Origin of the sequence: Bacillus sp. RC242 (assembly GCF_044908245.1) — a bacterium.
GTDB lineage: Bacteria > Bacillota > Bacilli > Bacillales > Bacillaceae_G > Bacillus_A > Bacillus_A mycoides.
This window is the reverse complement of sequence record NZ_JBIYCZ010000002.1, coordinates 123,478-136,583: the sequence shown is the minus strand read 5'-3', so window position 1 is coordinate 136,583 and position 13,106 is coordinate 123,478. Positions and strand designations below refer to the sequence as shown.

The 13,106-nt window shown below is 36.4% G+C and carries 11 protein-coding genes; 8 read left to right on the top strand and 3 right to left on the bottom strand.

What is annotated here, in order from left to right:
- The first annotated feature begins 215 nt into the window (after nt 1-215).
- Together ABH957_RS04425 and ABH957_RS04420 are read left to right on the top strand one after the other, a co-directional pair.
- The gene (locus tag ABH957_RS04425) at nt 216-377 is read left to right on the top strand and encodes a hypothetical protein (RefSeq protein WP_002190108.1); all 162 of its coding nucleotides are present in this window, start codon (nt 216-218) and stop codon (nt 375-377) included.
- A gap of 320 nt (nt 378-697) precedes the next feature.
- Nucleotides 698-1,096 carry a DUF1259 domain-containing protein gene (locus tag ABH957_RS04420; RefSeq protein ID WP_404453156.1) on the top strand — a complete coding sequence of 133 codons (399 nt, stop codon included), beginning with the start codon at nt 698-700 and terminating at the stop codon, nt 1,094-1,096.
- A gap of 204 nt (nt 1,097-1,300) precedes the next feature.
- Here the strand turns inward: ABH957_RS04420 and ABH957_RS04415 are convergent, their stop codons facing one another.
- Nucleotides 1,301-1,897: a hypothetical protein gene (locus ABH957_RS04415; RefSeq protein ID WP_404453159.1), complete on the bottom strand. Its 597-nt coding sequence runs from the start codon at nt 1,895-1,897 to the stop codon at nt 1,301-1,303.
- 527 nt (nt 1,898-2,424) lie between these two features.
- Between ABH957_RS04415 and ABH957_RS04410 the strand changes: the two genes are divergently transcribed.
- From ABH957_RS04410 to ABH957_RS04390, 5 genes are all read left to right on the top strand, one after another.
- Entirely contained in the window at nt 2,425-3,903 is a 1,479-nt protein-coding gene (locus ABH957_RS04410; protein ID WP_404449214.1) for a DHA2 family efflux MFS transporter permease subunit, read from the top strand.
- A 507-nt stretch (nt 3,904-4,410) separates the two neighbouring features.
- Nucleotides 4,411-7,608: a bifunctional P-450/NADPH--P450 reductase gene (cypD, locus tag ABH957_RS04405; protein WP_404453162.1), complete on the top strand. Its 3,198-nt coding sequence runs from the start codon at nt 4,411-4,413 to the stop codon at nt 7,606-7,608.
- A gap of 286 nt (nt 7,609-7,894) precedes the next feature.
- Entirely contained in the window at nt 7,895-8,644 is a 750-nt protein-coding gene (locus tag ABH957_RS04400; protein WP_404453164.1) for a class I SAM-dependent methyltransferase, read from the top strand.
- Nucleotides 8,645-8,824: 180 nt separating this feature from the next.
- Nucleotides 8,825-9,130: a monooxygenase gene (locus tag ABH957_RS04395; protein WP_149190667.1), complete on the top strand. Its 306-nt coding sequence runs from the start codon at nt 8,825-8,827 to the stop codon at nt 9,128-9,130.
- A 286-nt stretch (nt 9,131-9,416) separates the two neighbouring features.
- Nucleotides 9,417-9,749 carry a DUF1904 family protein gene (locus ABH957_RS04390; RefSeq protein ID WP_002142404.1) on the top strand — a complete coding sequence of 111 codons (333 nt, stop codon included), beginning with the start codon at nt 9,417-9,419 and terminating at the stop codon, nt 9,747-9,749.
- A 52-nt stretch (nt 9,750-9,801) separates the two neighbouring features.
- On the opposite strand, the gene ABH957_RS04385 is transcribed toward ABH957_RS04390, so the two are convergent.
- Both ABH957_RS04385 and ABH957_RS04380 read right to left on the bottom strand, forming a co-directional pair.
- Entirely contained in the window at nt 9,802-10,125 is a 324-nt protein-coding gene (locus ABH957_RS04385) for a hypothetical protein (RefSeq protein ID WP_404449208.1), read from the bottom strand.
- A gap of 145 nt (nt 10,126-10,270) precedes the next feature.
- Entirely contained in the window at nt 10,271-10,663 is a 393-nt protein-coding gene (locus ABH957_RS04380; protein ID WP_404449206.1) for a VOC family protein, read from the bottom strand.
- Between the two features lie 115 nt (nt 10,664-10,778).
- On the opposite strand from ABH957_RS04380, the gene ABH957_RS04375 reads away from it, so the two are divergent.
- Nucleotides 10,779-13,088, top strand: a complete 2,310-nt coding sequence (locus ABH957_RS04375) for an AAA domain-containing protein (protein ID WP_404453167.1) — start codon at nt 10,779-10,781, stop codon at nt 13,086-13,088.
- The last annotated feature ends 18 nt before the right edge of the window (nt 13,089-13,106 follow it).

Here is a 13,106-nt window from a genome sequence, read left to right as displayed (position 1 = left end):
TTTTCGTTTTGAGGAAACCTTTTCTATTAGATTTATAGACATGTGGTGTTAACACCATAAACAATGTTTTTGATTATAAAATAGAGTACTAAGCATCCGATTTGAAAGCAGATATCCCTGAAAGTGCTAAACCTAAGCAAAAAAATTAACCATCCTATGCAAGAAAGTTTAGATAGCTAAAAGCATATGTTTTATTGAAAGGGTGTGATTGAATTATGGAACGGACGAATTGGGGAATTGGAGGATTAGTATTTGTTGGCTGCATGTTTCTTGGCGGAGGAGTGGGATCTATATTAGGCGATACTCATGCTGGATGGCTAATAGGAATGGGCGCTGGATTTATTGGGATGGCTTTAACGAGACTGGTCAGAAAGTAATATAACGGGATTCTTCTTATGATGAACAATGTAATTAATTAATGGCATAAGAGCTCTATAAATTATAGTTAGAACCTTATCTTTAGTATTTGTCTTTTCTAAATTTCTCCATACATAGATACGATTCTCAAGTTGGAGGCTGGCACCTTAGGGTGTCTTTTTTATGCTCTTTAAAAATGTTTTAACATATAATAGCCGAGTTAATTCAAGTAATCAAGCTAATAGATTTCGTTAGATTGCTATCATCTTTTTTGTAATAGAATAGATTCATTACCGTTTCAGACGTATGTATTCATTCATAACCTAACAGTAAAAGGGGGATGATTCAAGGTATGGCGTTTAATGATGAATTAATTTGTCAACAGTTTGCAAGAATTATCGGTGGCCAAGAAGGATTCGCCGGTGGAAAATGCGTGGCAACAATAAATCGGGATGAAATACAAGCAACTATCTTAGGAAAACGTTTTAGAGTAACAACTTCCTTCTCATTCGAATCAAGAGATAATAAAACTGGACGGGCATTATGTCTAGGGCGGATAGCGCTCTTACAAAAAGAAGTTACTGAATTTGTTGCTACAATTATTAAACAAGGAATAATCGTTTCGTCTATACACAATGAGTGGTTATGTGATGAGCCGAATTTAATTTACGTTAATATCGAAGACGTTGATGATCCGCTAAGTTTCGCAAGGAAAGTTAGAAGAGCGTTATGCAATTAACCAATTTATTTAGTTAAATGAGCAATATAAAAGGATCTTTAATTGAAAGATCCTTTCATACATAAGATGAAGGTTTTCCCTTGTATTTTATTAATTAAGTTCGCTTGACTAGCAAACGAACTTGGAGGGAGTACTGGAACCTATACAATAAATACATTGAGGGGGCATGTTTGAGCTATGGACCTATCCTCCCGTTCTAATTAACTAAAAGAAGAATTTTCCCATACCGATTAGACTACTAAGCATTCCGATTCCATTCATGGTGCCTTTTCCTGCTGTCAGTAAGTTTCCAAGCATTCCTGGCTGCCCGTTATTCCCCCATCCCATGGGATTTATCTGTCCTCCCCATCCTGGAGAATTTCCAAAAACACCCCAGTTATTATTGGTATTAAAATTAAAAGCTTTGGCTGGCGGTGATAGTAAAGCGGCAATATGACCCTGTGCGAACATCCCTGTATGATTGAATGGTTGGGGCCAGGGGATGGGAGGTTTTTGAAAATTAAAACCTGCATGGCCTGGTAATGGAGCCCAATTACCAGGATGTCCTTGGGGCATCATCCCTGCATAATGGATTGGCTGACCTAAAGGGAAGGGAGGGGGCTCGGGAGTGAAACCCGTATAATTGGCTGGTGAATCCCAACCAAATGGATAGACTCGACAACTCAAATTCTCAGGAACCTTCAGACCATCCATTCCCTGAGCTTTAGTTATTTGAGGTTGTGAATGTAATGATGACATTGAAATTTGGTTATTATATTGCTCCCCGTTTCCATTTGAATTCAAATACCAATATTGGTGCATAAGCTTATTCCCCTCACTTTAAAAATGTAATGTTAGACTTAGCCTATGTAATATTCCTTTTTATGGATGGTTACATAACTAGATTTACAAGCCCGTATTTAAAAGAATGGGTGAGTGGTCTTGTTGATTTATCCCGCTATTTGTGGGTAGTAAGACACCGCCCCCTCAAAATTCAGCGAAAGCAAAGAAGTTTGAGGGGGGGGACTGCCTGTAAAAGTCCCACTGAGTAAAGTTTCACTTTATTTTAGAAGGGTATTTTCAGTTGCTCCTTTTGTTTATTTCAGCCTAATTTAATTTCGGTTAACAAACGTGTTTAAATATTCATTCAAAATCTTATTTAAATGTTTATAAAGGTTTAATCAATAAAAAAGATTTTAAAATGTTATGTCGAGCAAATAGAATTGCTAAAAAGAGAATATCCATTCGAAGAGTTTGGCAAAATACTGCAAGGACAATATATTCTTATGCAGATATACAAACGATTTAAACTAATCAATGGAATTTATAATGAAGGGGCAAATAAATATATGAGTGAAACATTACATAAAAGAAAACCACCATATTTAATGCTTGTAATCCTTTTTATTGGGGCATTTGTTTCATTTCTAAATAACTCGCTTTTAAATGTAGCTTTGCCATCAATAATGAAAGATTTAGACATTAAAGATTATTCAACGATCCAGTGGCTTTCTACAGGGTATATGCTTGTAAGTGGTATATTAATTCCGGCATCAGCATTTTTAATAACCCGCTTCTCCAATAGGAGCTTATTTATTACATCTATGGTGATTTTTATTTTTGGTACGGCCTTAGCGGCTTTAGCACCGAACTTTAGTTTATTACTTACTGGCCGGATGGTTCAAGCAGCAGGTTCTTCAGTCATGGGGCCTTTGTTAATGAATATTATGCTAGTAAGCTTTCCAAGAGAAAAAAGGGGAACCGCAATGGGGATTTTTGGATTAGTTATGATTACAGCTCCAGCAATTGGACCGACACTATCAGGTTATATTGTAGAGTATTATGACTGGCGTTTGCTTTTTGAAATGATTTTACCGTTAGCAATCATTAGTTTACTGTTAGGGATTTGGAAATCTGAGAACGTCATGAGACAAAATAAAAATGCAAAACTTGATTATCTCTCATTACTATTATCTTCTGTCGGTTTTGGCGGTTTGTTATATGGATTCAGTTCTGCAAGCTCCGACGGTTGGACGAATAAAATTGTTTTAACAACCTTAATCATAGGCGCTATTGCCCTAATTGCTTTCATTGTCCGCCAATTAAAAATGAATGAACCGTTATTGGATTTACGTGTTTACAAGTACCCAATGTTTGCACTTGCGTCTGTAATTGCAATTGTTAACGCAGTGGCCATGTTTTCGGGTATGATTTTAACACCAGCTTATGTACAAAACGTCCGTGGTATTTCTCCACTGAGCTCTGGGCTGATGATGCTCCCAGGTGCGGTAATAATGGGGGTTATGTCACCCATTACAGGTAAACTATTTGATAAATATGGCCCTCGGATTCTTGGTATAGTAGGACTTTCCATTACAGCTGTTTCAACTTATATGCTGGCAAACCTGCAAATCGAATCTAGTCACACACATATTATTCTTATTTACACATTGCGGATGTTTGGGATGGCGATGGTGATGATGCCACTTATGACAAACGGACTTAATCAATTACCAACTCGCTTAAATCCGCACGGTACAGCTGTTAATAATACAGCTCAACAAGTGTCCGGTTCGATTGGTACTGCTATTCTTGTTACGATTATGAATTCTGTAACAAAAACAAAAGCTGAAAGTCTAATGGTTGATGTAGATCCTACAACCTTCACAGAGGCTACGAAGGCAATGTTAACTCAGAAGGCTTTATTATCCGGAATTCAATATTCATTCTATGTAGCGCTTGGCATGAATGTTGTTGCACTACTATTAGTTTTTTTCGTTAAACGTGTAGATACAAGCGCGGAAGCTGTCGAGAGGTTAAATCGGTAGGGAAAAATAAGACTCTAGATCATGATTCCTACAAGTTTTTTTACTGTTTAGTTAGACTATGAAGAAATGCAAATTTCTGCTGCTAAGGCGCTGGTATTTAAATTTGGAAAAGGACCAGTGAAATAATTATATATAGTAAAAAGGATCTGATATTCATATCAGATCCTTTTTCATTAGTAACACAGTATACTTGCTTATCGTATTTGTTTGAATTGACATTAGGAACTACTGGTTTTCCCAATACTACAATCTTTAGCTCTCAATTTGTGATAAACATTATAATAATACGCTTCATTTTAATTTAGTATTTTCTCTGCAAGTTATAAATCTAATATCAACAAACAACTTAGATTACCAACCTTATAAGCAATATCATAATCGTGAATAGTTCGGGAAAAGATAAAATAAGGTAATCAATTACATATCTTTATCCCAGGCGATTCATTGCTATCTTCTTTTTATTGAATGGGATATTTTATTTCATGCTTTTTTGAAAGGGTGTTTTTAATGGATAAAAAAGTATCTGCCATTCCTCAACCGAAAACATATGGATTGCTGGGGAATCTCCCATTAATCGATAAAGATAAACCGACCCTATCCTTTATCAAGATAGCGGAAGAGTATGGTCCCATTTTTCGAATTCAAACTTTAAGTGATACCATTATTGTCGTTTCTGGACATGAACTGGTAGCAGAAGTCTGTGACGAAACAAGATTTGATAAAAGTATAGAGGGTGCTTTAGCGAAAGTTCGCGCCTTTGCTGGAGACGGATTATTTACAAGCGAGACTCACGAGCCTAACTGGAAAAAAGCTCATAATATTTTGATGCCTACATTCAGCCAACGAGCAATGAAAGGTTATCATGCTATGATGGTCGATATTGCTGTACAACTCGTTCAAAAATGGGCACGGCTTAATCCGAATGAAAACGTAGATGTTCCGGAGGATATGACTCGCCTTACATTGGATACAATTGGTCTATGTGGTTTTAATTATCGATTTAATAGCTATTATCGTGAGACCCCTCATCCTTTTATTACTAGCATGAGCCGTGCTCTAGATGAGGCGATGCACCAATTACAGCGGCTGGATATAGAAGATAAACTCATGTGGAGAACGAAACGTCAATTTCAGCATGATATTCAATCTATGTTTTCTTTAGTAGATAATATTATTGCTGAACGTAAAAGTAGTGGAAATCAGGAAGAAAATGATTTACTTTCCCGTATGTTAAATGTGCAGGATCCGGAAACTGGTGAAAAATTAGATGATGAAAATATTCGTTTCCAAATTATCACTTTTTTAATAGCTGGGCATGAAACAACAAGTGGATTATTATCTTTTGCAATCTATTTTTTATTAAAGAATCCAGATAAATTGAAAAAAGCCTATGAAGAAGTAGATCGGGTTTTAACAGATCCCACTCCAACATACCAACAAGTTATGAAATTAAAGTATATCCGGATGATTTTAAATGAATCGCTACGTCTATGGCCTACTGCTCCAGCATTCAGTCTCTATGCAAAAGAGGATACAGTGATTGGTGGGAAATATCCAATTAAGAAAGGAGAAGATCGTATTTCTGTTCTTATTCCACAGCTACATAGGGATAAAGACGCGTGGGGAGACAATGTGGAAGAATTCCAACCTGAACGATTTGAAGAGCTGGATAAGGTTCCTCATCATGCTTATAAGCCATTTGGAAATGGTCAACGAGCATGTATCGGTATGCAGTTTGCACTTCATGAAGCCACACTCGTAATGGGAATGCTTCTTCAACATTTTGAATTCATCGATTATCAAGACTATCAGCTGGACGTAAAACAAACATTAACGCTAAAGCCTGGTGATTTTAAAATTAGGATTCTACCCCGAAATCAAACTATTAGCCATACTACTGTTCTTGCGCCTATAGAGGAGAAACTGAAAAACGATGAAATCGAACAGCAAGTTCAGAAGACTCCTTCTATTATTGGAGCCGATAATCTTTCGCTTCTTGTTCTGTATGGATCGGATACAGGGGTAGCAGAAGGTATTGCAAGAGAACTAGCAGATACAGCTAGTTTAGAAGGTGTTCAAACAGAAGTGGTAGCACTTAACGATGGAATTGGAAGTCTGCCAAAAGAAGGGGCGGTTCTTATTGTAACTTCTTCTTATAATGGAAAACCACCAAGTAATGCAGGGCAGTTTGTGCAATGGTTGGAGGAATTAAAATCGGATGAGCTAAAAGGTGTTCAATACGCAGTTTTTGGTTGTGGAGATCATAATTGGGCTAGTACTTATCAGCGAATTCCAAGATACATTGATGAGCAAATGGCTCAAAAAGGAGCAACAAGATTTTCGACACGTGGAGAAGCAGATGCAAGTGGTGATTTCGAGGAACAGCTCGAGCAATGGAAACAAAGTATGTGGTCTGATGCGATGAAGGCATTTGGATTGGAACTTAACAAAAACATTGAGAAAGAACGCAGTACATTAAGTTTACAATTTGTTAGTCGTCTTGGAGGATCTCCTCTTGCGCGAACATATGAAGCAGTTTATGCATCTATACTAGAAAATCGTGAACTTCAATCATCTAGCAGTGAAAGAAGCACGCGACATATTGAGATATCCTTGCCAGAAGGCGCTACGTATCAAGAAGGTGACCACCTTGGGGTGCTGCCAATTAATAGTGAGAAAAATGTCAACCGAATTTTAAAACGCTTTGGATTAAATGGGAAGGATCAAGTCATACTGAGTGCAAGTGGACGAAGTGTAAATCACATACCTTTAGACAGTCCTGTTAGTTTATTTGACCTTCTTAGTTATAGTGTAGAAGTTCAAGAAGCAGCCACTCGAGCACAAATACGAGAAATGGTGACATTCACAGCATGCCCTCCTCATAAAAAGGAATTGGAATCATTATTGGAAGAGGGAGTTTATCATGAACAAATATTAAAGAAACGTATGTCAATGTTGGATCTTCTTGAAAAGTATGAGGCTTGTGAACTCCGATTTGAACGCTTTTTAGAACTTCTTCCTGCGCTCAAACCGCGTTACTATTCTATTTCAAGCTCTCCACTCGTTGCACAGGATCGTCTGAGCATTACGGTTGGTGTTGTTAATGCACCTGCATGGAGTGGGGTAGGGACATATGAAGGAGTCGCTTCTAATTATTTAGCTCAGCGTCATAATAAAGATGAGATTATCTGTTTCATTCGAACGCCACAATCAAACTTTCAATTACCTGAAAATCCAGAAACACCAATTATCATGGTTGGACCAGGTACTGGAATTGCACCATTCCGTGGATTCTTGCAAGCGCGTCGTGTTCAAAAGCAAAAAGGTATTAACTTAGGACAAGCACATCTATATTTTGGTTGTCGTCATCCTGAAAAGGATTATCTCTATCGTACAGAACTAGAAAATGATGAAAGAGATGGATTAATCTCTTTACACACAGCTTTTTCTCGCCTAGAAGGATATCCTAAAACATATGTACAGCATTTAATAAAACAAGATAGAATCAATTTAATTTCGTTATTAGATAATGGAGCGCATCTTTATATATGTGGTGATGGAAGTAAAATGGCTCCTGACGTAGAAGACACCCTTTGTCAAGCATATCAAGAAATTCATGAAGTCAGTGAACAAGAAGCAAGGAATTGGCTGGATCGTGTGCAAGAAGAAGGGCGATATGGAAAAGATGTTTGGGCCGGAATCTAAATTCGTCTTAATTAGATAAGTAATATTTAATTCACGAACTTCTTTCGACTAAGTATAACTGTAAACGAAATAAACTGCTTCATAAAAACCCTGTATTTTTCATTGAATATGGGTTTTTTTTATTTTTAAATAAAAGGGACGTATATGTTGATTCAAAATCCAACAATCTTTATGCTTTATATACACAACATGAATAAAAGGATGACAAAATTTTTATGGTTAGTATGGTAATTTGGAAACAGAAGTCAGCTTAATCTATGAAAACCTTATCAGAGGAGTGATGTAAGTGAGACAAAATGTTTACGATAATCCGAATTTCTTCAAAAACTACACAGCGTTGCGTGAAAGTGGAATAAGTGCTAATGACTTCATAGAACAGCCAGCAATCAAATCATTAATTCTGTGTTTGAAAGGAAAATCGGTACTAGACTTGGGTTGCGGTGATGGTCATTTTTCAAAGTATTGTATAGAAAATGGTGCAAAAAACGTAATAGGTGTAGACATATCCAAAAATATGATTGAACGTGCTAAAAAGTTAAATCAGGATGATAACATAGAATTTATGTGTCTTCCTATGGAGGATATGGGACTAGCCAATCAAAAGTTCGACCTGATTATAAGTTCCCTCTCTATACATTATATTGAAGATTACTCGGCAATGATTCAAAAGATTAATGAATTATTAAAAAGCGGTGGTGAATTTATCTTTTCAACCGAACACCCAATAGCAACAGCTCGCAAAGGAAGCAACCATTGGATAAAAACTGAAGATGGTAATAAATCACACTGGGCATTAGATAATTATCAAGAAGAAGGAATGAGAGTACACAACTGGTTTGTTGACGATAGTGTGGTTATTTATCATAGAACTGTTGCCACATTAATAAATACTTTAATTGAACACGGGCTTTCGCTGGATAAAATAATCGAGCCGCAATCAACTTTGGCAGGGATAGAGAAAATGCCAGATTTAATAAACGAATCGCGAAGTCCATCTTTTATTATAATCAAGTCAAAAAAACAAAATAATATTTAAAAATATCTACCGCAATCTGGGAGCTTTTATTGAATTACGAAAACAGCCGTTTCACTAAGGAATGGCTGTTTTTTTAAACATAACCTAAAGCCGTTAAACTGTATGCGTTCAAGTTGCTATCATTTTTTAATTATTTTATAAAAGAGGTTGTGAAAATATTGAACATAGGAGTGAGTGAAAATGGCATATTTACTACAAGTTGATTTTCCGTTTGAAGGTCCTTTTGGTGAAGAAATGGAAAAAGCATTTTTGGATTTAGCAAAAAGTATTAATGAAGAAGAAGGATTCCATTCGAAAATATGGACGGAGAATCAAGAAACGAAAGAAGCTGGAGGCATCTATGTATTTGAAGAAAAACAAGATGCTGAAAAATACGCGGAAATGCACAAAAATAGACTTCAAGCATCTGGTGTTAAAGATATTAGAGTAAGAATTTTTCACATCAATGAAAAGTTAACTAAACTGAATCGCGGTTATAGTAAATAATGAGGGACACGGAATTCAAAAAAGAAGGGGGGAATCCCTTCTTTTTTGAATTGATGCTACAGAAAGAATAGCGTGTTTTTTAATTTAGGGTCATCTCTTTTTGATAGTTTGATATCGATGTGACAATACCCCTTTATTATTTTTCAGGTTACAATACATGTATTGCTTCAATAACATATGATCATTCTTAAGAATGTCATTGAAATGTACCAATAGATGTTAGTGCAGCAAAATAAATTGTGTTATGATGTGAGCAAATATAAAGCTATCTAACGGAGGGATTCACATGCCGCATGTTGTGTTTCGTGGAATTACTATTGAACAATTAAAAAGCATAAGCAAGCCATTAGTAGAAGAGCTCGCAGATATCTGTGAGTGTGGTACGGATAATTTCACCTTGGAACTACCAAGTTCTACGTTTGTATTCAATGGAGAAGAAATAGAAGCGTTTCCTCTTATTGAAGTGAAATGGTTCGAGCGTGGACAGGAAATTCGTGATCGATTTGCCAAGGCCATTACTACATATGTAATGGATTTTGGACTTCCAGAAGTAGAGGTTGTATTTACGGTTTTCACAGAATCAGCGTATTATATTAACGGGAAGCATTGTGCAAGTTAGAGCTATTTGAAAGATTTTTATAACATTAAGAAAAGAAATAGGAGAGAACACCCTATTTCTTTTTATTAATATAATAAAATGTGATGACAAGATCCAAAGTAATGATAATAATTAGAAGTACCAAGTGTATAAGTGCATCAGTTTTCCCGTTTAATAAAGATTTTATAAAGAAATCCCATTCTGTTTCATAGGGAGGCTCTGACCAATTTCGCTGCATTCCTAACACCATTCCATTTATGAAAAAGATAATACTTAATAGGATCCTTCCAACAAATACGGCAGCCACTTTTATATTCCAGCGCTGTATCTTAATTACATACAGGATTGGAAATAGAATAAGTATCCAAAAAATAATAATATAGATTGTATTAATCATTCTCTACTCCTAACAAAAGGATTGTGTTTTTAATCTTGGTGAATTCTCAGGTTGGAGGTATGTTTTATTGTTACTGGATATGCACTTGTAAAAACAAGGGCCGGAATTCCGGCTCTTTTTCTATCCCGCAAAATAAAGGTTTACTTTATCTCTCCGTCTCAAAAAACTCAATCCACTCTCCGTCAGGACCAGCGAAGAATATGTAACGTGTTCCATCTGGTAATTTTTCAATTTCTTCTCCTAGTAGGAAGGTTATTTTGTGTTTCTGTAGTCTTTCGATTTCATCCTCTAATGAATCCACTTTAAAGCAAATGTGATGTACTTTTCCTTCTGCCGGAAGGGAAGAGTTGTAACCTTCAATTAGTTCAAGTATCGTTTCTTTCGATTCTTCCACACCTAAAAAAGCGAGTTTTAAGTCTGGATTTGGATGTCCCATACGTTTAATGAGTTGTAAGCCGACTACTTCTTCATAAAATGAGATAGATGTTTCTAAGTTTGTAACCATAAGTCCAACGTGTTCGATTCTTCTAACTGGCATGTAGATTCCTTCCTTCTTTCTGAAAATTATATACAATATATTATTGAAAATTAAGAAAATAAGCAAGATAAAAACCTTACAAATTTTAGCGTGTTATATGGTATAGTGAGAAAGTATGTTTGGGGAGAAGGAAGGAGATTATACGATGAATACACCTACTCAAACTCCTTCATTATCGGCAACGATGAAAGAGTGGCATTATGCATTAGCGTATGAAATTAAACATTGGAAAACGATAGGTGGTAGTAAAATTTCTATCATGAACGGTCGTTTTTTATATACAGATTATGAAAGTACAGTATACGTATTTCAACTTATTTCGGAAGTAAGCTTACCTGAAGGTTCACCAATTCGAATTGAGTTCGATGGTGAGGAAGCGACAGGAGAAGTATTATCTGTACATGGATTAGAAATAGAACTGAAATTAAACGATTATATACAAGGTGAAATACGAGAAGCGGTTTTATACAGTGAACCGTGGCAACTGTTAGAACAACTGCAAGAGAGATTGAAAGAAGCTCATAAAGATAAGCTAAAACGTAATCGTATAAAGCGTCTTGTTGATGGGACGAGCAGTCCGAAACATATTGAAAAGATGAAAAATACGAAAAATGAATTGGCGTATCGTTCATTTTACAATCCGACAACGTATGTGTGGGGACCGCCTGGAACAGGGAAGTCGTACAATTTATCACGTATTATTTCGGCTCATTATCAAAAAGGAAAATCGGTACTTGTGTTAGCTCATAGTAATGCGGCAGTTGACGTATTAATGAGTGAAGTAACGAAGCAAATTGAAAAGAAAAAGAAATGGACACCTGGCGAAATTGTTCGTTACGGTTATAGTCAACATGAGCATATACGAAATCATGAAACGTTACTTGCATCGAAGTTAGTTGAAACGACGAATGGATCTTGGGGAGAAGAAAGACTCTATTTAGAAGAGACACGACAAGATCTTCGTGAAAAGATTTTATCATATAAAGCGACTTCTGCTGATAAGAAGCGTATACAAGAGATTGAAAGTAATCTTCGAAAGCAAAAAGCGAAAATTAAAGAAGTAGAAAAAGAATACATTGAAAATGCGAAAGTAATCGGTGCGACTTTATCGAAATGTGCAATTGATTCCCTTATTTATGAGCGTACATTTGATTTAGTTGTCGTAGATGAAGTAAGTATGGCTTATGTTCCGCAAATCGCATTAGCTGCTTCACTTGGGAAACGTATTGTCGTTTGTGGTGACTTTTTACAGTTACCTCCGATTGCGATGGCGAACCATGAACTCGTTCGAAAATGGCTCGGTGAAGATATGTTTTATCATGCAGGGATTGTTGATTCTGTAAATAAATCAGAAGCACATCCGAACCTTTTTATGCTGCAGGAGCAAAGACGTATGCATACGGATATATCGAAGTTTACGAATTCATTTATTTATAAAAATAGAGTGTACGATCATCCATCTGTTTCAGAGCGTAAAGAACTTGCGAAACTGCAACCGTTCGCAAATGAGGCGAGTGTTTTATTTGATACGAGCTTAATGGGAGCCTTTTCTTTAAAAGACGCTGCTTCCGGTTCTCGTTTTAATATTATGTCTGGTTTAGTAGCGATGCAAATGATGTTAATTGGATTGTTAGATGGTGTTCAATCTATCGGTGTAGTTACGCCTTACAGGGCACAGTCCCGCTTTTTATCAACGTGCATTAGAGAAATGTTGCAGAGAACGAAATATCAAAACATACCAGTTTTAGCGGCGACAGTTCATAAGTTTCAAGGGTCTGAAAGAGATATGATGATCTTTGATACGGTAGATAGTTATCCGCAAGAACGCCCTGGCGTGTTATTCTTTGATCATAAAAACCATCGCCTCGTCAATGTAGCAGTAACGAGAGCGAGAGGGAAGTTCATTCAATTATCAGATTGCCACTACATGCGTAAAAATCTTTCGAGAAAACAAGCGTTATCGCAATTAACAGCTCATATAGAACGTCACGGAGATGTGTATGATCGCACGACATCAAGACAATTGTGGGAGCGAAAAATCTCGAAACGTTTACGCTGGTTTATGGAAATGAATCTTGAAGAGCCGAAAGGGTTATTGAAAGATATTTTAGCCGCAAAACGAAAAATTATTATTTCACTTCCAAGTACAAAACAAGTGGATAAGCGAGTATGGCAAGCGTTAATGCGTACAAATGCGCAAATAACAGTGTATAGTGATGGACCAGTTCCATTGAAAAATCTAAAGTTACAAAGACAAAATAAAGCATTCCCGTTTATCGTAATCGATGATGAAATCTTTTGGGCGGGAGCACCACTTACATCTCAAATGATGTTTGAAGGTAGTATGGAATTTCCGTACGTATGTGCAAGACTGCAAGCACCAGAAACAATTGGTGTGTTAAAAGGATTTTTAGATATTCGGTAAATTCGGATAGGAATTCCT

Coding starts and splice junctions, on each gene's coding strand:
- ABH957_RS04425 (WP_002190108.1), top strand. CDS start 216: ATGGAACGGACGAATTGGGGAATTGGAGGATTAGTATTTGTTGGCTGC.
- ABH957_RS04420 (WP_404453156.1), top strand. CDS start 698: ATGATTCAAGGTATGGCGTTTAATGATGAATTAATTTGTCAACAGTTT.
- ABH957_RS04415 (WP_404453159.1), bottom strand. CDS start 1,897: ATGCACCAATATTGGTATTTGAATTCAAATGGAAACGGGGAGCAATAT.
- ABH957_RS04410 (WP_404449214.1), top strand. CDS start 2,425: ATGAGTGAAACATTACATAAAAGAAAACCACCATATTTAATGCTTGTA.
- cypD (WP_404453162.1), top strand. CDS start 4,411: ATGGATAAAAAAGTATCTGCCATTCCTCAACCGAAAACATATGGATTG.
- ABH957_RS04395 (WP_149190667.1), top strand. CDS start 8,825: ATGGCATATTTACTACAAGTTGATTTTCCGTTTGAAGGTCCTTTTGGT.
- ABH957_RS04390 (WP_002142404.1), top strand. CDS start 9,417: ATGCCGCATGTTGTGTTTCGTGGAATTACTATTGAACAATTAAAAAGC.
- ABH957_RS04385 (WP_404449208.1), bottom strand. CDS start 10,125: ATGATTAATACAATCTATATTATTATTTTTTGGATACTTATTCTATTT.
- ABH957_RS04380 (WP_404449206.1), bottom strand. CDS start 10,663: ATGCCAGTTAGAAGAATCGAACACGTTGGACTTATGGTTACAAACTTA.
- ABH957_RS04375 (WP_404453167.1), top strand. CDS start 10,779: ATGTTTGGGGAGAAGGAAGGAGATTATACGATGAATACACCTACTCAA.